Annotated in this window: 27 protein-coding genes; 16 read left to right on the top strand and 11 right to left on the bottom strand. The window is 63.4% G+C overall.

Translation table 11 applies throughout. The features are described from left to right. Nucleotides 1–54: 54 nt before the first annotated feature. The 3 genes from ruvC to ACSQ3L_RS06510 all read right to left on the bottom strand — a co-directional run bounded on the left by ruvC (nucleotide 55) and on the right by ACSQ3L_RS06510 (nucleotide 2166). On the bottom strand, nucleotides 55–564 hold the full coding sequence (ruvC, locus tag ACSQ3L_RS06520; protein WP_436159202.1) for a crossover junction endodeoxyribonuclease RuvC: 510 nt from the start codon (nucleotides 562–564) through the stop codon (nucleotides 55–57). A gap of 246 nt (nucleotides 565–810) precedes the next feature. Beyond that, nucleotides 811–1344, bottom strand: a complete 534-nt coding sequence (rcdA, locus tag ACSQ3L_RS06515) for a protease adaptor protein RcdA (protein ID WP_127384606.1) — start codon at nucleotides 1342–1344, stop codon at nucleotides 811–813. Nucleotides 1345–1785: 441 nt separating this feature from the next. Beyond that, a complete protein-coding gene (locus tag ACSQ3L_RS06510; RefSeq protein WP_436159201.1) occupies nucleotides 1786–2166 on the bottom strand; it encodes a hypothetical protein in 381 nt (126 codons plus the stop codon). Nucleotides 2167–2506: 340 nt separating this feature from the next. Here ACSQ3L_RS06510 and ACSQ3L_RS06505 point away from each other — a divergent pair, with 340 nt between their 5' ends. Beyond that, on the top strand, nucleotides 2507–3058 hold the full coding sequence (locus ACSQ3L_RS06505) for a DUF2269 family protein (RefSeq protein WP_436159200.1): 552 nt from the start codon (nucleotides 2507–2509) through the stop codon (nucleotides 3056–3058). A 33-nt stretch (nucleotides 3059–3091) separates the two neighbouring features. On the opposite strand, the gene ACSQ3L_RS06500 is transcribed toward ACSQ3L_RS06505, so the two are convergent. From ACSQ3L_RS06500 to ACSQ3L_RS06490, 3 genes are all read right to left on the bottom strand, one after another. Next, nucleotides 3092–3862 carry a sulfite exporter TauE/SafE family protein gene (locus ACSQ3L_RS06500; RefSeq protein ID WP_436159199.1) on the bottom strand — a complete coding sequence of 257 codons (771 nt, stop codon included), beginning with the start codon at nucleotides 3860–3862 and terminating at the stop codon, nucleotides 3092–3094. Nucleotides 3863–3981: 119 nt separating this feature from the next. Next, the gene (locus ACSQ3L_RS06495) at nucleotides 3982–4710 is read right to left on the bottom strand and encodes a class I SAM-dependent methyltransferase (protein WP_436159198.1); all 729 of its coding nucleotides are present in this window, start codon (nucleotides 4708–4710) and stop codon (nucleotides 3982–3984) included. A 100-nt stretch (nucleotides 4711–4810) separates the two neighbouring features. Then, nucleotides 4811–5290, bottom strand: a complete 480-nt coding sequence (locus tag ACSQ3L_RS06490) for an Lrp/AsnC family transcriptional regulator (protein WP_436159197.1) — start codon at nucleotides 5288–5290, stop codon at nucleotides 4811–4813. A gap of 132 nt (nucleotides 5291–5422) precedes the next feature. Between ACSQ3L_RS06490 and ACSQ3L_RS06485 the strand changes: the two genes are divergently transcribed. From ACSQ3L_RS06485 to trhA, 6 genes are all read left to right on the top strand, one after another. Continuing rightward, complete coding sequence (locus tag ACSQ3L_RS06485) at nucleotides 5423–6328, top strand: DMT family transporter (protein ID WP_436159196.1); 906 nt, start codon at nucleotides 5423–5425, stop codon at nucleotides 6326–6328. Between the two features lie 132 nt (nucleotides 6329–6460). Then, entirely contained in the window at nucleotides 6461–7108 is a 648-nt protein-coding gene (locus tag ACSQ3L_RS06480; protein WP_436159195.1) for a thiamine phosphate synthase, read from the top strand. A gap of 13 nt (nucleotides 7109–7121) precedes the next feature. Continuing rightward, entirely contained in the window at nucleotides 7122–8162 is a 1041-nt protein-coding gene (locus ACSQ3L_RS06475; RefSeq protein ID WP_436159194.1) for a tetratricopeptide repeat protein, read from the top strand. 544 nt (nucleotides 8163–8706) lie between these two features. Then, complete coding sequence (gene efp, locus ACSQ3L_RS06470; protein ID WP_013529127.1) at nucleotides 8707–9273, top strand: elongation factor P; 567 nt, start codon at nucleotides 8707–8709, stop codon at nucleotides 9271–9273. A 24-nt stretch (nucleotides 9274–9297) separates the two neighbouring features. Then, nucleotides 9298–10098, top strand: coding sequence for an inositol monophosphatase family protein (locus tag ACSQ3L_RS06465; RefSeq protein WP_436159193.1), 801 nt, complete (start codon nucleotides 9298–9300; stop codon nucleotides 10096–10098). 106 nt (nucleotides 10099–10204) lie between these two features. Next, nucleotides 10205–10891 carry a PAQR family membrane homeostasis protein TrhA gene (gene trhA, locus ACSQ3L_RS06460; RefSeq protein WP_436159192.1) on the top strand — a complete coding sequence of 229 codons (687 nt, stop codon included), beginning with the start codon at nucleotides 10205–10207 and terminating at the stop codon, nucleotides 10889–10891. On the opposite strand, the gene ACSQ3L_RS06455 is transcribed toward trhA, so the two are convergent. Further along, nucleotides 10878–11099, bottom strand: coding sequence for a hypothetical protein (locus tag ACSQ3L_RS06455; protein WP_436159191.1), 222 nt, complete (start codon nucleotides 11097–11099; stop codon nucleotides 10878–10880). The genes trhA and ACSQ3L_RS06455 overlap by 14 nt on opposite strands. A gap of 103 nt (nucleotides 11100–11202) precedes the next feature. Here ACSQ3L_RS06455 and ACSQ3L_RS06450 point away from each other — a divergent pair, with 103 nt between their 5' ends. The 5 genes from ACSQ3L_RS06450 to ACSQ3L_RS06430 all read left to right on the top strand — a co-directional run bounded on the left by ACSQ3L_RS06450 (nucleotide 11203) and on the right by ACSQ3L_RS06430 (nucleotide 14810). Further along, nucleotides 11203–12228, top strand: coding sequence for a MotA/TolQ/ExbB proton channel family protein (locus ACSQ3L_RS06450; protein WP_292183519.1), 1026 nt, complete (start codon nucleotides 11203–11205; stop codon nucleotides 12226–12228). Between the two features lies 1 nt (nucleotide 12229). After that, entirely contained in the window at nucleotides 12230–13261 is a 1032-nt protein-coding gene (locus ACSQ3L_RS06445; RefSeq protein WP_436159190.1) for a peptidoglycan -binding protein, read from the top strand. Between the two features lie 273 nt (nucleotides 13262–13534). Further along, on the top strand, nucleotides 13535–13951 hold the full coding sequence (locus ACSQ3L_RS06440; protein ID WP_436159189.1) for a hypothetical protein: 417 nt from the start codon (nucleotides 13535–13537) through the stop codon (nucleotides 13949–13951). Next, nucleotides 13926–14120, top strand: a complete 195-nt coding sequence (locus ACSQ3L_RS06435; protein ID WP_436159188.1) for a hypothetical protein — start codon at nucleotides 13926–13928, stop codon at nucleotides 14118–14120. The genes ACSQ3L_RS06440 and ACSQ3L_RS06435 overlap by 26 nt, the downstream gene beginning before the upstream one ends. Nucleotides 14121–14378: 258 nt before the next feature. Beyond that, the gene (locus tag ACSQ3L_RS06430) at nucleotides 14379–14810 is read left to right on the top strand and encodes a hypothetical protein (protein WP_436159187.1); all 432 of its coding nucleotides are present in this window, start codon (nucleotides 14379–14381) and stop codon (nucleotides 14808–14810) included. An 81-nt stretch (nucleotides 14811–14891) separates the two neighbouring features. On the opposite strand, the gene ACSQ3L_RS06425 is transcribed toward ACSQ3L_RS06430, so the two are convergent. Next, nucleotides 14892–15245: a DUF1304 domain-containing protein gene (locus tag ACSQ3L_RS06425; protein WP_436159186.1), complete on the bottom strand. Its 354-nt coding sequence runs from the start codon at nucleotides 15243–15245 to the stop codon at nucleotides 14892–14894. Nucleotides 15246–15387: 142 nt separating this feature from the next. Here ACSQ3L_RS06425 and ACSQ3L_RS06420 point away from each other — a divergent pair, with 142 nt between their 5' ends. Beyond that, complete coding sequence (locus tag ACSQ3L_RS06420) at nucleotides 15388–16875, top strand: carboxypeptidase M32 (RefSeq protein WP_436159185.1); 1488 nt, start codon at nucleotides 15388–15390, stop codon at nucleotides 16873–16875. 32 nt (nucleotides 16876–16907) lie between these two features. On the opposite strand, the gene ACSQ3L_RS06415 is transcribed toward ACSQ3L_RS06420, so the two are convergent. Further along, nucleotides 16908–18707 (bottom strand): ABC transporter transmembrane domain-containing protein, encoded by a 1800-nt coding sequence (locus ACSQ3L_RS06415; protein WP_436159184.1) that lies wholly within the window; start codon nucleotides 18705–18707, stop codon nucleotides 16908–16910. 206 nt (nucleotides 18708–18913) lie between these two features. Between ACSQ3L_RS06415 and rpmE the strand changes: the two genes are divergently transcribed. Next, a complete protein-coding gene (gene rpmE, locus ACSQ3L_RS06410; RefSeq protein ID WP_013529118.1) occupies nucleotides 18914–19135 on the top strand; it encodes a 50S ribosomal protein L31 in 222 nt (73 codons plus the stop codon). Between the two features lie 70 nt (nucleotides 19136–19205). Here the strand turns inward: rpmE and ACSQ3L_RS06405 are convergent, their stop codons facing one another. Then, nucleotides 19206–19847, bottom strand: a complete 642-nt coding sequence (locus ACSQ3L_RS06405) for a TetR family transcriptional regulator (protein WP_436159183.1) — start codon at nucleotides 19845–19847, stop codon at nucleotides 19206–19208. A 105-nt stretch (nucleotides 19848–19952) separates the two neighbouring features. On the opposite strand from ACSQ3L_RS06405, the gene ACSQ3L_RS06400 reads away from it, so the two are divergent. Both ACSQ3L_RS06400 and ACSQ3L_RS06395 read left to right on the top strand, forming a co-directional pair. Next, nucleotides 19953–20786 carry an NAD(P)H-binding protein gene (locus ACSQ3L_RS06400; RefSeq protein WP_436159182.1) on the top strand — a complete coding sequence of 278 codons (834 nt, stop codon included), beginning with the start codon at nucleotides 19953–19955 and terminating at the stop codon, nucleotides 20784–20786. Nucleotide 20787: 1 nt separating this feature from the next. After that, nucleotides 20788–21264 (top strand): DUF1772 domain-containing protein, encoded by a 477-nt coding sequence (locus ACSQ3L_RS06395; protein ID WP_436159181.1) that lies wholly within the window; start codon nucleotides 20788–20790, stop codon nucleotides 21262–21264. A gap of 41 nt (nucleotides 21265–21305) precedes the next feature. Here ACSQ3L_RS06395 and ACSQ3L_RS06390 read toward each other — a convergent pair whose 3' ends face one another. Beyond that, on the bottom strand, nucleotides 21306–21620 hold the full coding sequence (locus tag ACSQ3L_RS06390) for a SelT/SelW/SelH family protein (protein ID WP_436159180.1): 315 nt from the start codon (nucleotides 21618–21620) through the stop codon (nucleotides 21306–21308). Nucleotides 21621–21636 lie beyond the last annotated feature (16 nt).

Below are 21636 nucleotides of genomic sequence, written 5' to 3'. Positions count from 1 at the left end.
GGTAATACCTCTAAGGTATTACTTATCCCTGCGGCGTGAACAAGTCAAGAACATCTACCCAGCCAGCGTCATCCGGTAAGCCACGCTTTGCCGGTGATGCGCGTGGCAGATGGCGATGGCCAGCGCATCGGCGGCATGTTCGGTATCGAAGATGGCTTTCGGCAACAGCACCTTCACCATCATGTGAATCTGCTTCTTGTCGCCATGGCCGACGCCGATCACCGCCTTCTTGACGGCGTTGGGCGCATATTCTGCAACGACAAGCCCTGCACGCGCCGGCACCAGCATGGCGATGCCGCGCGCCTGGCCGAGCTTCAGCGTTGCCACCGCGTCCTTGTTGACGAAGGTCTGTTCGACCGCCGCCTCGTGCGGCATAGCGGTGTGCAGGATTTCGGCCAGCCCGTCATGCAATTGGCACAGCCGCGTCGCCAATGCCGCCTTGTCGTCGGACTTCACGGTGCCGGAAGCAATGAAGCGCAGCGAATTGCCGAGGCTTTCGACGATGCCCCAGCCGGTGCGCCGAAGTCCCGGATCGATACCGATGATGCGAATCGCTTCCGCCATTTGCCGACTTTACCTCCGGCACACAGCGATGCCAGCGAAATGTGAACAAACCGGAAACAGAACAGCGATGACTCGAGAGGCTGTTTCGAAATTCGCTCTGGCGAGTCATATGGTGGTGGTTTCGAGAACCGTAGCGCAGCGGACATTTGGTCCGTGAGCCCAGTTCTACTGCGTCGGCGCAGTAGAACGAGGAAGCGCAGAAAACGCCATCAGATGGCCGCCAGAGTAGAATTTCCAAACGGTCTCTCAGCCTCGGGCGAAAGCCGTGTTTAGCAGGCTGATCTGGTCGGAAACCGGATTGGGGCGGCGAGCCATCGGCTGCATGTCGACCACGGCGCCGGAGCCATAGATTTCGTCGTCCATGCGGCGCACCAGCGCCTGCAGGCGCAGCGAGCGGGTGACGAGGTCGAGGAAATCCTCGGGCAGTTCGGCCCAACCGGCGGCTTCGTCATGGGCGGAAGCGGTGTCAAGGCGCACTTTGGACTTTTCCGACGCGACCTGGTCGCGGGTCATCTCGCCGGAATTGGCGGCGCGCTGCAAAAGCAGCCAGGACGCAACCTGCATCAGCCTGGTGGTCAGCCGCATCGATTCGGCGGCATAGAGCGTGGCCGCCAGCCTGGACAGTTTCTTCGCCTCGGCCCGGCCCTTGCCGTCGAGATATTCGGCCGCCTGCTCGACCAGGCCCATACCTTCCTGGTAAAGCGGCTTGAACGATTGCGAGAAAACCCGGCGCTCCGCCAGTTTGACGGTTTTCGCACTGCCCTTCGAAGGCTCGTTCATTGATACGCCCCTGCACTTGCAACCGGCTGATTCGGCTCCCTGCCGATACACCCGAAACACTATCTGACTGAAGCTTGAAAATGCGCTTCGTCACCGGTGAAGGCAAGCACATGTTTAACAGAAGGTTAACAGCGGTCCGCTGGCCCGTGCCCCCCGAGAATTCGGACAAAAAGAGAAAATGCGGACAAAAAAAGAGCCGCGGATAAGGCGGCTCTCAGGAGTTTAACAGGGAGGCGTCAAACAAAGTGGCTCCAACCACTCGGTAAGAATCCAGATCACTGGATGGACATAGTAAACGCCTGTAAAGCTTAATGAAGCCTTAAGGGCTGGCATGTTTTTTGATCGAACGCCGCCATCCTGTCCCGTAACAGCACAGCCTTCAGGTTCAGCTCAGGCCGTCTTCCAGACGGCTGGCACAGCCTCACTTGCCTCAGGTTCAGCTCAGGCCGTCTTCCAGACGGCTGGCAGGGCGATGAAGGCAAACAGCAGCATTGCCGCATAGAAGCCCATCGAGGAGGCCGCCACCAGCGGTTCGATCGCGGCATTGCCGGCGAGCAGGAAAAACAGGCCGATCAACAGGCCGATGCCGCTGACCGCGGTCAGCCAGAAATGAACGTTGGCGAGCGTCTTTTGCCCGATTGCCGGAAACAGATGGTAGAAGAAGGCGAAGACCGCCGACATCAGCCATCCGGCCACCATCGTGTGGGCGTGGGTCGGCATCTGGCCATGATCCTGGCTGATCGCCATGTACAGGCCGAGCCCCATGCCGCACAGCGAATAGATGATCGCCAGCGTGAAGAAATTCCGTGCTACCCCTTGCATAATAGTCCCCCGAATTGCCTTTTCCCGTTTGCGGGAATGGGTTGATCGTCAGACGACTGTTGTCGCCACCGGGCTCCCGGCATTAGCGCACTAGCATCGGCGATGTTTCCGGACGATGTCGCGCCAACCCCCTCCCGACGATTCGTATATTAGCAGGAAATCAGATAGCGCGTTCACTATCTCAATCTCAGCCGCTTCTTTCGTTGGCAGGGCGCTGAAACAGAGCCGGATTTTCCGCGACATCGTTCCGATACAAGCGCCGCGCTAAACGCCCGCTTCTCTGACGGCCGGCGCAAATCCGCGCCGCCGCAACCTGACCGGAACACTGCAGGAGCAACCCATGGACTGGTACTCGATCGTTAAATTCCTCCACGTCACTACTGCCATTCTGTGGGTCGGCGGCGGCTTTGTGCTGTTCCTGCTCGGCGTGCTTGCCGAGCGGGCCGGCAACATCGAGGACAAGCTGCAGGCGATGCGCGCCAGCGGCCAGCTGGGCGGCAGGTTCTTTGCACCAATGTCGATGCTGACGCTGATCTTCGGCCTCATCATGTGCTGGTTCTGGGTCGGCTTTTCCGACTTGTGGATCCTGATCGGCCTGGCCGGTTACGCCACGACTTTTTCGATCGGCATGTTCATCTTCAAGCCGACAGCCGAACGCATGGGCGCGATGATCGCCAAGGAGGGCGTCACACCGGCCGTTCTTGCCATCGGTCAGCGCATGATGAGCGCGGCACGCTTCGACTATGCGGTGATGCTGGTGATCGTTGCCGACATGGTGCTCAAGCCGACCGCACATGACATCGGCATCCTCGCCGGCATGGTGCTGGTCGTCATGGCAGGCGCCACACTGGCGTTTGGCGGCACCCGCCGCCTCGTGCCGAGCGCCGCCTGACCCAGCGGCAAGGCGGCGGCGCGGGCCACCTTTCTAGATCAGGCCGGCAATGCCATCCCAAAGCAGCTTCAGCGCCACGACCGCGACGGTTGCGTAGGTGAAGGGATAGAAGATTTCCGGGCGCATCCGCCGCACCAGCCACGCCCCGGCGATGGTCGACAGCGGCGCCAGCGGCATCAGCACGGCCGACGCCGTCAGATTGGCGGTGTCGAACTGGCCGAGCGCGAAATAGGGCACCAGCTTCAGCGCATTGGTGGCCGCGAAGAAGATCGCCGCCGTGCCCGACAGCACCTTGGGGTCGAGCCGGATCGGCAAGGCATAGACCTGAAAGGGCGGCCCGCCGACATGGGCGACGAAGCTGGTGAAGCCGGCAACCGTGCCCCAGACCGCGGCGGCCACGCGGTTGGGCGCGGCCGCGTGGTCTGCGCCATGGCGAAACTGCAGATAGAGCCAGCGCAGGACGAAAATGATGGCGACGGCGCCGACTATCAGCCGCACCGCCTCTTCGGTGACCAGTGCCGCTGTCAGCCAGCCGAGGCAGATGCCGATGACGGCGCCCGGCATCATGTCGACCAGCATCTTCCGGTCATAGACACCCCACCATGTCCACACCGAGACGATGTCCATCAGGCACAGGATCGGCAGCAGGATGGCGGCCGCCTGCACCGGCGGCATGGTCAGCGCCATCAGCGGCACGCCGACGAAGCCGACTGCGCCGCCGAACCCGCCCTTGGACAGGCCGACCAGAATGACCGCCGGAATGGCAGCCGCGTAGAACCACGGATCGAGAAGCAGGCCGGACATGGGAGGGGACTGGGTCTGGAGGGAAAGCGTATCGACGCTTGAATAGCCCAGAACCCCGGGCGGAGCGACAGCAAATATGTGCATGGCCGCCCCACCCCTTGGCCGACGCCGGCCTGTGCCTATCGGCGCGCCGAGACCAGCAGGAACATCGGCCGCTCGAGTTCTTCAGCCAGTTCGGGTTTGGCTGCGATCTGCTCGGCTGTCGGGCAGAACTCCTCGACGTGATCGATGGTGAAGCCGGTTTGGATCAGAGCGTTGAGCGTGGTGCCGATCGTCCGGTGATGTTTCACCACGCCCTTGGCCAGCCAGTCCGTGCTGCGCGGTCCTTCCACCAGATACCGGTCGACGGGCCATGTCTTGCGGCCGTCGGTATCGATCGCCCAGCCGGGCTTGGTCGGCGCCATGAAGATCGGATGTTCCGTCGAGAAGACGAAATGCCCGCCGGGCACCAGCGCCTGATACACCGTCCCGAACAGCTGCATCACGTCCTCGACATAGTGCAAGGCGAGCGAACTGTAGACGAGATCGAAGCTGGCTTGCGGCAGGCTGAGCCGATCGAGATCGGCTTTCGCATAGGCGATGCCGGTATCCGCGCCGGCGACCCTTGCCCGGGCAAGCATCTTCTCCGACAGATCCAGGCCAAGCACCTGCGCCGCGCCATGCTCGCGTGCCCAGCGGCAGAACCAGCCGAAGCCGCAGCCGAGATCGGCGACCCTCAAGCCGCCGACATCGGGCAGCATCGCGCGCAGCGCCGGCCACTCGGCGGCACCATCCAGCCCTTCGACCGAACGGCCAAGTTGGCTGTAGCCGGCGAAGAAATCCTCGCGGTCGTATATGTTCTGCACCATAGTCCAGGTCTCGTTTGGGCCGGCACACTAACCAACCGGCAGCCGGCTTTCCACCCGGCTTCGATCGGCTCTCTGGAAACCGGGCCTCGACCAGTCCAGCTCAGGATGCCTGCAAGACCTTTGCCTTGTCACGCGAAGCGGTTGCGTCGAGCGGTGGCGGCCGTCGCCGGATCGGCTGCGCCTTGATGATGGCGGTGCTTGTCTCGGCCTTGTCGGCGATGCGGTCCAAAATCCCATCGAGATCGCCGATCGAACGCACGAACAGCCGGGCGACGAAGCAGTCATCGCCGGTCACCTTGTCGCATTCGCCGAATTCGGGAATGTCCTCGATCAGCTTCTGGACGATGTGCAGCTTGCCCGGCAGCGGCCGGATGCGCACGATGGCCTGCAAGGTATAACCGAGCGCCAGCGGATCGATCTCGACGGTGAATGCGCGGATGACGCCGCGTTCCTCGAGCCGTCGCAGCCGTTCCGAAACGCTGGGCGACGACAGCCCGACCTGGGCGGCCAGCTCCTTCAGCGAGGTCCGCGCATCCTTGACCAGAATTTCAAGGAGATTTCGGTCGAGATCGTCAAGCATTTTACATTTCTCGTAGATTTGAAACCATCGCCTAATATAATTAGGCAATATACCCATACATCCTTTCCAATCAGATGGAAAGCCGCATTGCTGCATGAGATTATAGCCGTTCAACTGATATGGAGGTTTGTCGTGAACGAAACGGTGCGCGGCACGGTCGAAATGTCCGCCGCAATGGCGATCCTGGGAACCATCGGATGGTTCGTCGTCCTGTCCGGCCAGCCGATCATGGATGTTGTGTTCTGGCGCTGCGCGTTCGGTGCGCTGACGCTGCTCATCATCTGCGCCGCGCTGGGCTTGCTGCGCAACAGGCTGTCGCTGCGCATCATCGGCATCGCCGCGCTTGGCGGCGTCGCCATCGTCGTCAACTGGCTTTTGCTGTTTAGCGCTTTCTCACGCGCGTCGATTTCGATCGCCACCGCCGTCTACAACACGCAGCCCTTCATGCTCGTCGGCTTCGGCGCGCTGTTCTTCGCCGAGCGGCTGACCCTGACCAAGCTGACCTGGCTGGCCATCGCCTTCGCCGGCATGGTGCTAATCGTGCAATCGGCCCCCGACGCCGGTGATGTCGGCACGGATTATTTTACCGGCATCGTCATGGCGCTGGGCGCAGCCTTTTTCTGGGCTGTCGCCGCCATCGTCACCAAGAAACTCAAGGGCACGCCGCCGCATCTGATCGCGCTGATCCAGGTCTGCGTCGGCGTCGTCATGCTGGCGCCCTTCGCCGATCTTGCTGAGCTTCCGGCCGATGCCTGGAGCTGGACCATGCTGGCGACGCTCGGCATAGTCCACACCGGCCTGATGTACATACTGATGTACGGCGCCATCCAGAAGCTGCCGACGCATCTGCAGGGTTCGCTGTCCTTCATCTATCCCGTCGTGGCGATCCTGGTCGATGTCCTCGCCTTCGGCCATCGGCTGCATTTGAGCCAGATCGTCGGCGCCACAGCCATCCTGATCGCCGCCGCCGGCATGAATCTCGGCTGGACACTTTGGAAGGGCAAACCACCCGTCGCGAGTCCGCACCCGATCAAGTGAAGCGGCCGCCGGCTGCCCGGCGGGTCGAACATCGCGATCCCGCTGCCCGCCTGTTCAAAGCGGGCACTTTGCTCTATGCCGCAATCCAACCATCTTCGCCCGGCATAGGCGAAACGCGGGACCCGAAGAACCATGAATGACGCAACGCCCCCCAACCGCTGTCGCATCGTGCTGATCGCGCCGCCCGGCGCGCCGGCGGCCCGTATTGTCGCGGCATTCGAAGGCGGCGACATCGCTTCGCTGATCCTGCCCGAGAACGGCATGGATGAGGCCTCTTTCCAGGCTTTCGCCGAACAGATCGTGCCGGCAGCGCAGGCCGCCGGCATCGCCGTCGTCATCGCCGGCGACACCCGCATAGCCGGCCGCGTCCAGGCAGACGGCATCCATGTCGAGGTCTCCAAGGCCGAACTCGCCGAGACGATCGAGCATTTCCAGGCAAAGATGATGGTCGGCACCGGCGGCGCCAAGACGCGCGACGACGCGCTCGAGCTTGGCGAGGTCAGGCCCGATTACATCTTCTTCGGCCGCTTCGGTTACGACAACAAGCCCGAGCCGCACCCGCGCAACCTGTCGCTCGGCGCATGGTGGGCGGACATGATCCAGATCCCTTGCATCGTCATGGCCGGATCCGACATCGCCTCGGTCGAAGCCGTGGGGGCAACCGGCGCCGAATTCGTGGCGCTGTCGAGCGCCGTGTTTGCCGATGGCGTCGACCCCAGGACAGCGGTCGCCGCCGCCAACGCGCTGCTCGACGAGACCGCGCCGCGCTTCGAGGACTGACGTGCCCTCGGCGATGCTACCCCTCCAGGCCCTGCTTGCGGTGCTGATGGTCCAGGCGGCAGCCGCGGAGACCATTCCACTGCCGCAGCCCAAGCCGGACATCGGCATGCACACCGACAAGCCGATCGACAGGCCGATCGACAAGCCGCTGCCGCAGCCGGCCACCACGGCCGAGCCGGCGCCGCTGCCGTCCGCCGACGCCATCAATCCCGACCGTTTCGGCGCAAAACCCGCCGATGCGGCCTATGGTGCCTTCCAGCGCGGTCTCTACAAAACGGCCTACAATCTGGCGCTGGTCCGCGCGCAAAACGGCGACCCGGCGGCGCAGACGCTGGTCGCCGAGATCCTGTCGCGGGGGCTCGGTGTGCCGCTCAATTCGGCGCAAGCGGCGAAATGGTATGCGCTCGCCGCCGAACAGGGTGTGCCGGAATCGCAGTTCCAGTATGCGCTGATGCTGCTCGACGGCCGCTACGTCAAGAAGGACGAAAAAGGAGCCTACGCCTTGATGCAGGCCGCCGCCGAGGCCGGCAACCGGCTGGCGCAGTTCAATTTCGCGCAGATGCTGGTCCAGCAGGACCCCGGCGACGCCGGCATAACCAAGGCGGTCTCCTACTACGAGCGCGCCGCCGCGACCGGTCTTGCCGACGCGCAATATGCGATGTCGCAGATCTACGCCAATGGCGTTGGCGGCAAGCCGCGTGACGATGTGCAGGCAAGGCGCCTGCTGGCACAGGCGGCACGACAGAACTACGACACTGCGCAGATCGATCTCGCCGCCTGGATGATCGAAGGCCGCGGCGGCGCGCGGGACCTGAAATCGGCCTTCGGGTGGACGAAACAGGCGGCGGAGGGTGGCAATGTCGCTGCCCAGAACCGCCTGGCAAAGCTCTACATGCAAGGCATCGGCACCGATCCGGACCTCGTCCTTGCCGGCGCCTGGTACATCATTGCCCGCCGCGCCGGCCTCATCGATCCGCGGATGGACGACTTCCTGCAGGGGCTGGACGACGACCAGACCAAGCAGGCGCTGCAGAAGGCGAACCGCTTGCCCTGACGGCGAACGGATTGATCGATCCGCATATCCATCGACTGACAAAGGTTGCCGATGCCATCGCCAAGGCCATCGGTTCGGTCATCAACCAGGGCCAGTGATCAAGGCCACGAAGGCGTTGCATCCCTCGATCTGCGCGTGTTGACCCGCAGCTCGGCACCAACCTGCCAGGGCTCCGAACTCAGGTTAACAAAAGAGCTGACGACAGCCAGTTCGGCGGCGTTGGCGGCCTTTGTGCCGGTCGCTTTTCAAGATAGGAATTTTTTCTTGACTCCGTGACGTCAGCTATGGTACATTTTTACCTATGGTGCTGATTTGCGCCAGTGACCCGCCGCTCAGGCGGGTTTTTCGTTTAATACTCCGTCAGCCAACGCGCCCGCGAAGGCTCCGAAGGGAACCCGTTAACCCGAGTTCGTAGTCCTGACCAACCTGCCCGCTCCCTTGCCTCTTCTGGTGATTTGTGGTCTTGGGAGCCCGAAATCGCTTTCGCAGCGAACATCCCTTACCAACGGCGCGGCCGTTGGGCATCATTCCGGATCATCTCAATATGGCCAAGATCAATGGCAACGAAATCCGTCCCGGCTATGTCATCGAGCATGATGGCGGCCTTTGGGTGGCGGTCAGGACCAACACCGTCAAGCCCGGCAAGGGCGGCGCCTACAATCAGGTCGAACTGAAGAACCTCATCAACGGCACCAAGCTCAATGAGCGTTTCCGCTCGGCCGAGACGGTCGAACAGATCCGGCTCGACCTGAAGGACTTTTCCTTCCTCTACGCGCAGGAAGACGCCTTGGTGTTCATGGACACCCAAAGCTACGAGCAGCTCGAATTGAACAAGGACTTCGTCGGCGATCGCGCCGCCTTCCTGCAGGACGGCATGATGGTGACGGTCCAGCTCTACGAAGAGCGGCCGATCGGCATTTCGCTGCCCGACTATGTGACGCTGACCATCACCGAGGCGGACCCGGTGGTGAAGGGCCAGACGGCGGCCTCGTCCTACAAGCCGGCGATCCTGGAGAACGGCATCCGCGTGCTGGTGCCGCCATTCATCGGCGCCGGCGAGCGCATCATCGTCGACACCAACGAAATCACTTACGTGCGCCGCGCCGACTGACGCACGCCAGCAGGAAGAACCACTATGGCACGCTCAGCCCTCCTCAACGTCATGGTCCAGGCCGCAATGAAGGCCGGCCGCTCGCTGTCGCGCGACTTCGGCGAAGTGCAGAACCTGCAGGTCTCGATGAAAGGCCCCGGCGACTATGTCAGCCAGGCCGACCGCAAGGCCGAGGACATCGTCTTTGCCGAGCTGTCCAAAGCACGGCCAGGCTATTCCTTCCTGATGGAAGAACGCGGCGTGGTCGAAGGCGACGATGGCCAGCATCGCTGGATCGTCGACCCGCTCGACGGCACCACGAATTTCCTGCACGGCATTCCGCTCTTTGCCGTTTCGATCGCCTTGGAGCGCCAGGGGCAGATCGTTGCCGGCGTCATATACAATCCGGCGATGGACGAACTCTACACCTGCGAACGCGGCGGCGGCGCCTTCATGAACGACCGCCGGCTGCGCGTCGCCGGCCGCATCAAGCTGGTCGACACGGTGATCGGCTGCGGCATGCCGCATCTCGGCCGCGGTCACCATGGCAATTTCCTCGTCGAGCTGCGCAACGTCATGGCCGAGGTTTCCGGCGTCCGCCGCCTCGGCTCTGCTTCGCTCGATCTCGCCTATGTCGCAGCCGGCCGCATGGATGGGTTCTGGGAAACCGGCCTGTCGGCCTGGGACATCGCCGCCGGCCTGCTTCTGATCCGCGAGGCGGGCGGCTTCGTCTCCGACATGGATGGCGGGCAGGACATGCTCGACAACGGCTCGGTGGTCGCCGGCAACGAGATCATCCAGCGCGCCTTGCTGAAGGCCGTGAAAAAGCCGCTCCCCTCCCGTTGACAGCCACGCCGCGCTGATGCGCCGCAGTCGCAAAACCGCAATGGAAGCTTGAAATACTGCCCTGCATGCGCCCAAATTGGAGGGCGCGGTGCAGGAACCCGGCTTAGTGAGAGACAACCAACCCTACCCCGACATCCCGTTCATCGGACGCTGGCACTATTCGCGCGCCGAGATGATCGCGGACGGTATCGTCCACGCGGTCGGCATCGTGCTGGCGATCGCGGCAGGGTCGGCACTGCTGGCGCTGGCGGCCTTTCGTGTCGGACCGGGCGAATATATCGCCGCCGCCTTCTATGTGGTTTCGCTGCTCACCGTGCTGTCGGTGTCGATGACCTACAATCTATGGCCGGTGTCGTCGCCGCTGAAATGGGTCTTGCGGCGTTTCGACCACGCCGCGATCTATCTGCTGATCGCCGCGACCTACACGCCTTTCCTGGCCCAGCTCGAAGGCTCGCCGCTGGCGCGCTGGATGATTGTCCTGGTCTGGACCGCCGCAGTGCTGGGCATTGCCATCAAGGTGTTCTTTCCCGGCCGTTTCGACCGGCTGGCCATCGTCTTCTATCTCGCCATCGGCTGGAGCGGCATCATCCTGGTCAAGCCGCTTGTCCAGACGCTGCCACCGACATCGATCGCGCTCATCGTCGCCGGAGGCATCGTCTATTCCTGCGGTGTCATTTTCTTCGCCTGGAAGGGGCTGCGCTTCCACAATGCGCTGTGGCACGGTTTCGTCGTCACCGGCGCCGGCCTGCATCTGGCAGCAATGGTCGACTGTCTGGTCATCAATCGCCTCTGACAAAGACTGCCGGTACAGCAATATTGCCAGGGCAATCGGGTGAATGAAAAAATTCCACGGTCGAGCCGAACGGGCGGTATTTCCATTTTTGCGCAGCGAAAATGGCAAGGCCGAACGGCCGTCGGCGCTTATGCGCCGTAAGCCAAGGGGCGCGGATGCGCCCGCCCGGCGCTTGAGGGAAAGAAAAGGAAAGGGCAAGCGGGTTCACTCGATTGCCCTGGCTATATTGCCAAGCGCCATTCAATTTGGTCACAATTCCGTTTAGAGTCGCGGACTACGTGATCGGCGGCGGCATCGGAAACGGGGCACGGATGGCTTTTCTCAGATCCTTCGGCATGGGCAGACGTTCTGATGTCCTGATCTACGATCCGCACAAACTGTCGAGCCCGCAGGTCTTCCTGCTGACCATGGTGATCTTCCTGGTCATCGTCGCTTTCATCGCCGCCATCCTGACCCGCCAGATCTCGACCGCCTTTGGCAGCAATCCCGGCCTCAACGGCCTGATCGTCGGCGTGCTGGTGGTCGGCATCCTTCTGGCCTTCGCCCAGGTCGGCCGGCTGTTTCGCGAAGTGCGCTGGGTCAACTCCTTCCGTGCCGGCTCGGAGACCACCGAACCGGTGCTGCTGGCGCCGATGAAGGCGATGATCGGCCGTTCCGCGGCGACAGCCTTCTCGACCAGTTCGATGCGCACCATGCTCGATTCCATCGCCACGCGCCTCGACGAAAGCCGCGACACCTCGCGCTATCTCGTCGGCCTGCTGGTGTTCCTCGGCCTGCTCGGCACCTTCTGGGGCCTGTTGAACACCATCGGCTCGATCCGCGAGACCATCGAATCGCTCGACCCGGGCACGGGTGACGCCGCCGCGGTGCTCGACTCGCTGAAGCAGGGGCTTTCGGCGCCGTTGGCCGGCATGGGCACGGCCTTCTCGTCATCTCTGTTCGGCCTGTCCGGCTCGCTGGTGCTCGGCTTTCTCGACCTGCAGGCCGGCCGCGCCCAGACGCGCTTCTACACCGAGCTGGAAAACTGGCTGTCCTCGGTCACCGACCTGTCGTCCGACATCGTCGTCGCCGACCCGGCCAAGACCGAATCCTCCGACGAGATCCGGGTGCTGTCGGAACGGCTGCGCAGCATGCAGGAGAATGGCGGCGGCTCCAACCCGCGCGTCGCCACCGCCATGGCCAATCTTGCCGACGGCATTTCCGGTCTGGTCAAGAACATGCGCTCGGAACAGCAGATCATGCGCGACTGGGTCGAGGCCCAGTCCGACGAACAGAAGGCGATGCGCAACACGCTGGAAAAGATCGCCGACGCCCTGAAGAAGCCCGGGGTCCACTAACATGGCACTCGCCAGGGGCCGGCGCACCGATCGCCGCATCGACTATTGGCCGGGCTTCGTCGACGCGCTGTCGACGCTGCTTTTGGCCATCATGTTCCTGCTCACCGTCTTCGTGCTGGCGCAGTTCCTGCTGGGACGGGAAATCTCTGGCAAGGATACCGCGCTTTCGCGCCTCAATTCGCAGATCAACGAATTGACCCAGCTTCTGGCGCTGGAGCGCTCGACGACGCAGGACAAGGATGACTCGCTGGCCAATCTGCAGGCATCGCTGTCGGCGGCGGAAGCGGAAAAGAGCCGGCTCGAACGATTACTGGCGCAAGGTGCCGGCGCCGGCGACGTCGCCAACCAGCGCGCCGCGGCGCTGGGCGGCGAACTCGACAGCCAGCGCCAGATCAGCCAGCAGGCGCTGAGCCAGGTCGAGATCCTCAACCAGCAGATCGCGGCACTGCGCAAGCAGATTGGCGCGCTCGAGGATGCGCTCAACGTCTCCGAAACCCGCGACCGCGATTCCAACACCAAGATCGCCGATCTCGGCCGTCGCCTCAACGTCGCACTGGCGCAGCGCGTGCAGGAATTGAACCGCTACCGCTCCGACTTCTTCGGCCGCTTGCGCGAAATCCTCGCCGACCGCGAGAACATCCGCATCGTCGGCGACCGCTTCGTCTTCCAGTCGGAAGTGCTGTTTCCGACCGGCTCCGAAGTGATCAACGATGCCGGCAAGGTCGAGATGAAGAAGCTCGCCGACGCCATTATCGAGCTGCAGAAGGAAATCCCGCCCGAGATCAACTGGGTGCTGCGCGTCGATGGCCACACCGACAACAAGCCGCTCTCCGGCACCGGCCGCTACCGTGACAATTGGGAGCTGTCGACGGCGCGTTCGACCTCGGTGGTGAAGTACCTGATCGAGAATGGCGTCCCGGCCAATCGGCTGGTCGCCGCCGGTTTCGGCGAGTTCCAGCCGCTCGATCCCGCCGACACCGAAGAGGCGCGTAACAAGAACCGCCGCATCGAGCTGAAGCTGACCGAGCGCTGATCCGGACCCGGCGCTGATCGAGACCGGGCACCGATCCAAGTCGGGCTGGCTCAAGGCGAACGGTCAGTTTTAGGGCGGCAATTCGGGCCGGCAAGGCTCAAAAAGATTACCTTTTGTTGATTACTCTTTGCCGCGATGCGTTCTTAAATTTGCTACTGGGCCGAGGACCGCCGGCGATGGAACGGTCCATCGCGACGCGACGGAACCGGACGGCCCACAGCCAGAAGGTGGGAGTCCCAATCGCCACCTTCCCCATTGATAGGAGACGCAGCCATGCGCTCTTTCAGCACCAAGCCCCTCAGGACAGCGGCACTCGCCGCACTCCTCGTTACCGTTCCGTTTGCTGGCGCCTACGCCGCATCGACCTCATTCTACGGCTCGCGTGAGACTGTGTTGTTCGACCAGATACAGGGCGTCGATACGGGCATCCGCGCCGCGATGCAGGCGAACAAGATCAAGCCGGACGAGGCGCGTGACTTGCGCAGGCAGGTCGCCCAACTCAATCGGGACGCTCAGAAGGCCGCGCAAGACGGAACGATGCCGGCCACGCAGTACCAGCAGTTGCTGGCGCAACTCGACGATGTGAGCCAGAAGCTGCGGGCGGCCACCGGCGGCGCTTTCCTGATCGGCAACGGCGCTGATGGCGGATATTATCCAAACGGCTATGGCCCAAGCCATCCAAACGGCTGAAATCATTCATTACAGCGCCGCACTTGATCTTGCGCATGGTCTCTTTGATCTGCACATGATCCGTTCCGCACCGAATGCCCGCGCAGCAGGAGCGATCCCGCTGATGCGGACCTCGGTGCGGGATCATGCGCCCAGCAAAAACCGCTCGATTCCGTCGACACCGAACTGAAGCAGGCCGAACGCTGATCGGCCAGCGGGATTGTGTCGGATGAAGGCAGTGCCAGCTAGGGCGCCGGTTCGTGGCCGGCAAGGCCTGAAAAGATTATCTTTTTTTAATTACACATTGTCGCAGGGCGATCCTAGCTTCCGCCTGGGTCGAGAACCGCCGGCGATGACCCCCCTCATCGCGACGCGACGGAACCGGACGGCCCAGGCTGGAAGGCAGAGTGAAACAACCGCCGCCTTCCTCTACAAGAGGAGACGCGTGATGCGCTCTTTCAAGACCTCGCTCAGAACTGCAACACTCACGGCGCTCCTCATCGCCGTTCCGCTCGCCGGCGCCTATGCCGCGGGCCATCACAATAAGGGCGCTCTCGACGCGACCGATCCGACGGATATGACCGGCCCACGTGTCGAGGCGCTTATCGAACAGGTGCGGGGCGTGCGGCAGGGCATCGTGGACGCAAGACAGGCCAACAACATCACCCCGGCCGTGGCGGAACGCCTGGAAATGCGCACGACCCGCATCGGCCAGGCGGTCGAGAAAGTCGCCGCATCCGATCATGGCAGGATACCGGCCGCGCAATACCATCACCTGCTGCGCCGTCTCGACAATGTCGACCAGCGTTTGAGGGTCGATATCGGCAGCGGTTTCCTGATGGGCGATGGCGCCGACGGCGGAAGCTACCCGAACGGCTGAGCCATAGCGGCTGGAGCAGTCCAAGAGGAAGGGACCACCCGACGCCTTCGGAAGGCAATCCCGCAGGCGTCCTGTTTCCTGCTACCAGCCGAGCCACACCGCGATCAGGGCAACCACCGCCGGCACGGTCTGGATGAACAGGATCTTGCGGCCAACCGTGGCCGCGCCATAGAGGCCGGCAACAGCCACGCACAGCAGGAAAAACACCTTGACCTGGAAACCGTCCGCACCGAGGTAAAGCCCCCAGATCAAGCCGGCGGCGAGGAAGCCGTTGTAGAGCCCCTGATTGGCGGCGAGCACTTTCGAGGCGTTGGCGAATTCGGGCGTCAGATTGAAAGCTTTGCGTCCGCGCGGCGTATCCCACAGCACCATCTCCAGATAGACGATGTAGGCATGGATCAAGGCCACCAGCCCGACCAGGAAGTTGCCGATCATTTTTTCCCCCCTCGATGTGTCGCCGGCAGCATTTCACGCGTGACCTTACCTGCGCAAGGTGCATCTGCCGGACGGCATCTGAGGGTTGCCAACGCTTTTGCGTTGGTGTCTTTTCGCGCCGTCCCCAATCACGGAAGCCGCCATGTCCTTTCTGAAACTCGATGAACTCGGCCACAAGCTCGAAGCGCTCGAGCACGCGCTGGCCATCCTTGGCGCCGACGAGGCCACCCACATGGCCGTCGGCGGTGGCGAGAAGCGTGCCGAGGCGATGTCGGCGCTGGCCGGCATGTATCACACCAGGGCAACGGCGCCGGAGATAGCCGACTGGATCGCCGCGGCCGAACAGGAAGCGTTGGGTGAAGAGCAGCGCGCAGCCGTCTCGGAACTGCGGCGCCAATACACCAACCTGACCTGCCTGCCGGTCGAATTCGTCGAACGCCAGACGACCGCGCGCATGCGTTGCGAGCAGCTGTGGCGCGACCTGCGCGCCAAGAACGACTGGGCTGGCTTCCAGCCGGCGCTGGAGGGCGTGGTAGCGCTGGTGCGCGAAGAGGCGGCGCTGCGTGCCGACGTGCTCGGCCTTGCCCCCTATGACGCGCTGATGGAGCAGTACGACCCCGGCAACCGCACCGCCGACATCACGCCTGTGTTCACCGACCTGAAGGCTTTCCTGAAAAGCTTCGTGCCGGAGGCGCTGGCGATCCAGGACGCGCGGCTGCGCAAGCGCCCGTTGAAGCCGCTTTCCGGCACCTACGCGATCGACCGGCAGCGCGAGCTTGGCCTTGCCATGATGGCGGCGGTCGGCTTCGACCTGACGCACGGATCGCTGTCGGTGTCGCACCATCCTTTCTGCGGCGGCGTGCCGAGCGACGTGCGCATCACCACCCGCTACAAGACCTCCGACTTCCTGTCGGCGCTGATGGGCGTGCTGCACGAGACCGGCCATGCGCTCTACGAACAGAACCTGCCCAAGGCGTGGTCGCACTGGCCGCTCGGCAAGGCGCGCGGCATGGCCGTGCATGAAAGCCAGAGCCTGTTCGTCGAAAAGCAGCTCGGCCGCAACCCCGCCTTCTGGCGCTGGGCGCTGCCGGTGGTCGAAAAGCATCTCGGCGAAGCCTGGCCGCTCGACGACATCCTGCCACATGTGCATCGCGTCGAACGCGGCCTGATCCGCGTCGATGCCGACGAGGTGACCTATCCCCTGCATGTCATCCTGCGCTACGAACTGGAGCAGGAACTCGTCGCGGGCCGGCTGGAGGTCGCCGACCTGCCCGAAGCCTGGGACGCCAAGATGCGCGATTATCTCGGCCTTTCCACCATCGACAACCCGGCCGACGGGCCGATGCAGGACGTGCATTGGCCGGGTGCGGCCTTCGGCTATTTCCCGTCCTACACGCTGGGCGCGATGATGGCGGCGCAGCAATGGGCGGCGCTGACACGGGAACGTCCTGCCGCCGACGAGGATCTTGCCAAAGGCAATTTCGAGGCGATCAACGACTGGCGCCGCGAAAAAATCTGGTCGCAGGGATCACGCTGGTCGACGCCGGACCTGCTCGAACGCGCCACCGGCGAAAAGCTCAACGCCGCGCATTTCGTGAACCATCTGAAGCAGCGCTATGGAGCCTCATAGCGGCGGCCGGCACAGCAGCAGATGTTTTCTGACTATTCCGCCGCGCCCCTGAAAGCACTGGCGCCGGTTTCGAACTGCAGCTTGGCCAGCCGCGCATAGATGCCGCCCTTGGCGACCAGGCTTTGATGCGTGCCTTCCTCGACGATCGAGCCGCCATCCATGACCAAAATCCTGTCGGCCTTCAGCACCGTTGCCAGGCGGTGGGCGATGACGATGGTGGTGCGGCCCTGCATCAGGCGTTCCAACGCTGTCTGCACCAGCGTCTCGCTTTCGGCGTCGAGCGCCGAGGTCGCCTCGTCGAGCAGCAGGATCGGTGCGTCGCGCAGGATGGCGCGGGCGATCGCCATCCGCTGGCGCTGGCCGCCTGACAGCGTCACGCCGCGCTCGCCGACCTGGCTGTCATAGCCCTTTTCCAACTTGAGGATGAATTCATCGGCAAGTGCATCCTTCGCCGCCGTCTCGATCTCGGCCTTGCCGGCTCCCGGCCGGCCAAAGCCGATATTGTCACGCGCGGTGGCCGCGAAGATGGTGACGTCCTGCGGTACGATGGCGATGCGCTCGCGGACCGAAACGGGATCGGCCGCGCGCACGTCGACGCCGTCGATCAGGATCTTGCCTGTTTCGGGATCGTAGAAGCGCAGGATCAGCGAAAACACCGTGCTCTTGCCGGCCCCTGACGGCCCGACGATCGCCAGTGTCTCGCCCGGCATGACCTGGAAGCTCAAGCCGTGCACGGCGGCACGGTCGGGCCTTGCCGGGTAGGAGAACGAGACATTGTCGAAGACGATCGCGCCCTTGGCAACCGCAGGCAGCGGCTTCGGATCGGCTGGAGCCTGGATCGCCGGCTTCTCGGCCAGGATCTCGGTCAGCCGTTCGGCGGCACCCGCCGCTTGCGCAAGCTCGCCCCAGACTTCCGACAGCGCGCCGAGCGCGCCGGCGGCGAACACCGAATAGAGCAGGAACTGACCGAGCGTACCCGGCGATATCGAGCCTTCGAGCACGTCGCGCGAACCGAACCACAGTACCGCCACGACCGACGAGAAGATGGTAAAAATAGCGAAGAAGGTAAGGAAGGAGCGCGCGAAGATCGACGCGCGCGCCGCCTCGAAGGCGGCTTCCACCGCAGCGGAGAAATGCCCGGTGACCAGCTTCTCATTGGTGAAGGCCTGCAGCGTGCGCACCGCGCCGATCTGTTCACTGGCATAGGCCGTGGCATCGGCAAGCGTATCCTGCGCCTGCCGCGACTTGCGGCGCACCGAACGGCCGAAGGCGACCAGCGGCAGCACGATGACGGGAATAGCGGCAATGACCAGGCCGGACAGTTTCGGGCTGGTAACGACCATCATCCCCACCGCGCCGAGGCCGAGGATGACGTTACGCAGCGCCACCGAAGCCGTCGCCCCGACCGCAGATTTGACCTGCGTCGTGTCGGCGGCGAGCCGCGACACGATCTCTCCCGATTGCGCGGTGTCGAAGAAGGCAGGCGACAGCGTCGTCACATGGGCAAAGACATCGCGCCGGATATCGGCGACGACGCGCTCGCCCAGCGTGATGACGAAATAGTAGCGGCTGGCCGATGCCGCCGCCAGCACGGCGGCCATCGCCACCAGCGCGGCGAAATATTCCGCGATGAAGGTGGTGCTGGACGACGAGAACCCATGATCGATCATGCGCCGCACCGCCAGCGGCAGCGCCAGCGTGGTTGCCGCTGCGATGGCCAGCGAGATGATGGCGCCGACAACCAGCGTGCGATACCGCGTGATGTACGGGAACAGGCGCCTGAGCGGCTTGAGCGAGCGCCGGCGCTCGTCTGCGCTGGTGATTTGCGCCATCCCGATGTTTCCTCCAGCCGCCCTTGGGGTCTGCGCCTCAATATGCGCTTGCCACGGCCTTGTGATTCAATTCCGGCTGATGTATAGGCTCGCCGACCGTTTTAGAAGCCGTGGCTCCTCAATAGCTGCGGCTTCGAGTTTTAAAAAGGGGCGCATCGACGCAGGCTTTTGCCCGTCGGCAGCGCCGGCAAGCCAGGAACCGAACCATGAAGACCGACATCCATCCCGATTACCACACCATCAAGGTCGTCATGACCGATGGCACCGAATACACGACCCGTTCGACCTGGGGCAAGGAAGGCGATACGATGAACCTCGATATCGACCCGACCACCCACCCGGCCTGGACCGGCGGCCAGCAGACCCTGCTCGACCGCGGCGGTCGCCTGTCGAAGTTCAAGAAGCGTTTCGAAGGTTTCGGCATCTAAGCTCAACGAGCTTTTTGCAGATCAAAACCCGCCTCCGTGGCGGGTTTTTTGTTGCGCCGCCAGCGCGGTCCTACTCGGCCAGCAATTCTCGCAGCGCCATGCGCTTATACGCGGCGACCAATCTGTCGCCTTCCTGGCGCTGCACCGAGATTGCCAGCCGCACGGCGGCCTCGCCCATCTGCCAGACGAGAAATGCCGTGGTTTCCAGCGCCGCCGGATCGGCTGCCGGCCGCAACCGCCTCAGCACCGCGGTGAGGAATTCGGCATTGGCCCGGCTGTCGGCGAGTTCAAGCTGGCGCAGTGCCTTGTCGGCCTGCGTTCCCGACCAGATATCGCGCATTACCGGCTCGGCCAGGAACAGCCCGTAGTAGATATCGACCAGCTCCGAAAACGCGGATCGCAGGCCTTCGGCGTCGCTGACATCAGCCAGTGCGGCTGAGATGCAGGCTTGGCTTTCGGCGGTGTAGCGCTCGGCCAGCGCCCAGATGATCGCCCGCTTGTCCGGAAAGAACTGGTAGAGCGACCCGATCGACACCCCTGCCCGTTCCGCCACCTCCCCCATGCGCATGGCATCGCTGCCTTGCTCGGCAATCAGCGCCGAGGCAGCGGCCAACATGCGCTCGACCCGCTCGCGGCTGCGCTGCTGGCTCGGCGCCCGGCGCGGTGAAGCAACCTGCTCCTGTGCGGAAACGGGGGCTGCCGTGTCTTCCATAGCTAACTCCAATGCCAACAAAACTGCTTGACTCGCAAAATACGAGGGTTTATCACGTTTTGCAAATGTGAGGATTACTCATATTTCAAAACAGAGGAAACCGCTATGAATGCTACGACACCGAAACCCATCTTGATCCTCGGCGGCACCGGCAAGACCGGCCGCCGCCTCGCTGAGCGTCTGACCGCTCGCGGCCTGCCCGTGCGGATCGGCTCGCGCTCCGGCAGCCCACGCTTCGACTGGGAAGTCCCGGCTACGTGGGGTCCGGCCGTCCAAGGCGTGAGTGCTGTCTACATCAGCTACTACCCCGACATTGCCGTGCCGGGCGCCGCCGAAGTCGTCGATGCCTTCGCCAGGTTCGCCGTGGCCAACGGTGTCGCCCGGCTGGTGCTGCTGTCTGGCCGCGGTGAGACCGAAGCCCAGCGCGCCGAAGAGATGCTGAAAGCCTCGGGCGCCGAATGGACGATCCTGCGCTGCGCATGGTTCTCGCAGAATTTCAGCGAGGGCTTTCTCGTCGAGCCGTTGCTGGCGGGCGAGGTAGCACTGCCGGTCGGACCTGTCGGCGAACCCTTTCTCGATGCCGACGACATCGCTGACGTCGCCGAAGCGGCGCTGACCCAGCCCGGTCATATCGGCCAGCTTTATGAATTGACCGGACCGCGGCTGCTGAGCTTCGCCGACGCGGTTGCCGAGATCGGCAAGGCGGCCGGACGCGACATCCGCTTTGTCAGGATCTCGCATGACGAATTCACTGCCGCTGTCGCGTCGCATGACCTGCCACCCGAATTCGGCTGGCTCCTCAATGAGCTGTTTACCCAAGTGCTCGATGGCCGCAACGAGTCGCTCACCGACGGCGTCCAGCGCGTGCTAGGCCGCGCGCCGAAAGACTTCTCCACTTACGCAACCGAAACCGCCGCTAGCCGAATCTGGAGCAACTGAGATGATCAAGCTTCTTCCCACCCTCACCATCATTGCCGCTATCGGATCGGGCCTTGTCGGCGGCGTGTTCTTCGCCTTTTCCAACTTCATCATGGCGGCGCTTGCCCGGCTGCCGGTCCCAAGCGGCATCGCCGCGATGAATTCGATCAACGTCACGGTGATCACGCCGACCTTCATGACGGCGCTTTTCGGCACTGGCCTGCTCTGTCTGGTGCTTATCGCCGCCGCCATCGTGGGCTGGAGCCAGTCCGGCTCGTACTGGCTGCTTGCCGGAGCGGTGATCTATCTGGTCGGCAACCCGATCGTGACCATGGTCTTCAACGTGCCGCTCAACGATGCGCTCGCCGCGGTCGACCCAGCCAGCAGCAACGGCGCCGCCGTGTGGGCGAACCATCTGAGCCAATGGGTGATGTGGAACCACGTTCGTACCATCACCGCAGTCGTGGCGATGGCCTGCTTTATCTTCGCATTGCTGTAAGTGGCGTTACGAAACGCAAAAGACCCCGCTCAGGCGGGGTCCTACGTCTGGTCTTTTGACGTGTGACCCTTGCGGTCGGCATGGCCAAGATCGCGATCCGGGTCGATGACGTCGCGCACCAGCTGCTTGAGTTTGGCGGCTTCCGGAAAACCGCCATCGCGCTTGCGGTCCCAGACCAGCGTGTCATTGCAGCTGATGGTGAAGATGCCGCCGGTGCCGGGCACCAGCGTTACTTCGCCGAGATCGGTGCCGAAGGTGGAGAGCAGCTCCTGCGCCATCCAGCCGGCACGCAGCAGCCACTGGCACTGCGTGCAATAGGTGATACGGATAACCGGCAGGGTCTGAGCTCCGCTCATGTCAGGCTGAGCTTCG

Origin of the sequence: Mesorhizobium sp. LjRoot246 (assembly GCF_964254115.1) — a bacterium.
GTDB lineage: Bacteria > Pseudomonadota > Alphaproteobacteria > Rhizobiales > Rhizobiaceae > Mesorhizobium.
The sequence above is the reverse complement of the archived record's forward strand: the minus strand, read 5'-3'. Positions and strand labels throughout refer to the sequence as shown.

Excerpts from the sequence above, each read along its gene's own strand:
- ACSQ3L_RS06400 (WP_436159182.1), top strand. The coding sequence starts at position 19,953 with ATGAATGCTACGACACCGAAACCCATCTTGATCCTCGGCGGCACCGGC.
- ACSQ3L_RS06465 (WP_436159193.1), top strand. The coding sequence starts at position 9,298 with ATGGCACGCTCAGCCCTCCTCAACGTCATGGTCCAGGCCGCAATGAAG.
- ACSQ3L_RS06490 (WP_436159197.1), bottom strand. The coding sequence starts at position 5,290 with ATGCTTGACGATCTCGACCGAAATCTCCTTGAAATTCTGGTCAAGGAT.
- ACSQ3L_RS06500 (WP_436159199.1), bottom strand. The coding sequence starts at position 3,862 with ATGTCCGGCCTGCTTCTCGATCCGTGGTTCTACGCGGCTGCCATTCCG.
- ACSQ3L_RS06475 (WP_436159194.1), top strand. The coding sequence starts at position 7,122 with ATGCTACCCCTCCAGGCCCTGCTTGCGGTGCTGATGGTCCAGGCGGCA.
- ACSQ3L_RS06440 (WP_436159189.1), top strand. The coding sequence starts at position 13,535 with ATGCGCTCTTTCAGCACCAAGCCCCTCAGGACAGCGGCACTCGCCGCA.
- ACSQ3L_RS06420 (WP_436159185.1), top strand. The coding sequence starts at position 15,388 with ATGTCCTTTCTGAAACTCGATGAACTCGGCCACAAGCTCGAAGCGCTC.
- ACSQ3L_RS06415 (WP_436159184.1), bottom strand. The coding sequence starts at position 18,707 with ATGGCGCAAATCACCAGCGCAGACGAGCGCCGGCGCTCGCTCAAGCCG.
- ACSQ3L_RS06450 (WP_292183519.1), top strand. The coding sequence starts at position 11,203 with ATGGCTTTTCTCAGATCCTTCGGCATGGGCAGACGTTCTGATGTCCTG.
- ruvC (WP_436159202.1), bottom strand. The coding sequence starts at position 564 with ATGGCGGAAGCGATTCGCATCATCGGTATCGATCCGGGACTTCGGCGC.
- ACSQ3L_RS06435 (WP_436159188.1), top strand. The coding sequence starts at position 13,926 with ATGGCCCAAGCCATCCAAACGGCTGAAATCATTCATTACAGCGCCGCA.
- ACSQ3L_RS06390 (WP_436159180.1), bottom strand. The coding sequence starts at position 21,620 with ATGAGCGGAGCTCAGACCCTGCCGGTTATCCGTATCACCTATTGCACG.
- ACSQ3L_RS06425 (WP_436159186.1), bottom strand. The coding sequence starts at position 15,245 with ATGATCGGCAACTTCCTGGTCGGGCTGGTGGCCTTGATCCATGCCTAC.
- ACSQ3L_RS06480 (WP_436159195.1), top strand. The coding sequence starts at position 6,461 with ATGAATGACGCAACGCCCCCCAACCGCTGTCGCATCGTGCTGATCGCG.
- efp (WP_013529127.1), top strand. The coding sequence starts at position 8,707 with ATGGCCAAGATCAATGGCAACGAAATCCGTCCCGGCTATGTCATCGAG.
- rcdA (WP_127384606.1), bottom strand. The coding sequence starts at position 1,344 with ATGAACGAGCCTTCGAAGGGCAGTGCGAAAACCGTCAAACTGGCGGAG.
- ACSQ3L_RS06405 (WP_436159183.1), bottom strand. The coding sequence starts at position 19,847 with ATGGAAGACACGGCAGCCCCCGTTTCCGCACAGGAGCAGGTTGCTTCA.
- ACSQ3L_RS06495 (WP_436159198.1), bottom strand. The coding sequence starts at position 4,710 with ATGGTGCAGAACATATACGACCGCGAGGATTTCTTCGCCGGCTACAGC.
- ACSQ3L_RS06430 (WP_436159187.1), top strand. The coding sequence starts at position 14,379 with ATGCGCTCTTTCAAGACCTCGCTCAGAACTGCAACACTCACGGCGCTC.
- ACSQ3L_RS06505 (WP_436159200.1), top strand. The coding sequence starts at position 2,507 with ATGGACTGGTACTCGATCGTTAAATTCCTCCACGTCACTACTGCCATT.
- ACSQ3L_RS06395 (WP_436159181.1), top strand. The coding sequence starts at position 20,788 with ATGATCAAGCTTCTTCCCACCCTCACCATCATTGCCGCTATCGGATCG.
- ACSQ3L_RS06510 (WP_436159201.1), bottom strand. The coding sequence starts at position 2,166 with ATGCAAGGGGTAGCACGGAATTTCTTCACGCTGGCGATCATCTATTCG.
- rpmE (WP_013529118.1), top strand. The coding sequence starts at position 18,914 with ATGAAGACCGACATCCATCCCGATTACCACACCATCAAGGTCGTCATG.
- ACSQ3L_RS06445 (WP_436159190.1), top strand. The coding sequence starts at position 12,230 with ATGGCACTCGCCAGGGGCCGGCGCACCGATCGCCGCATCGACTATTGG.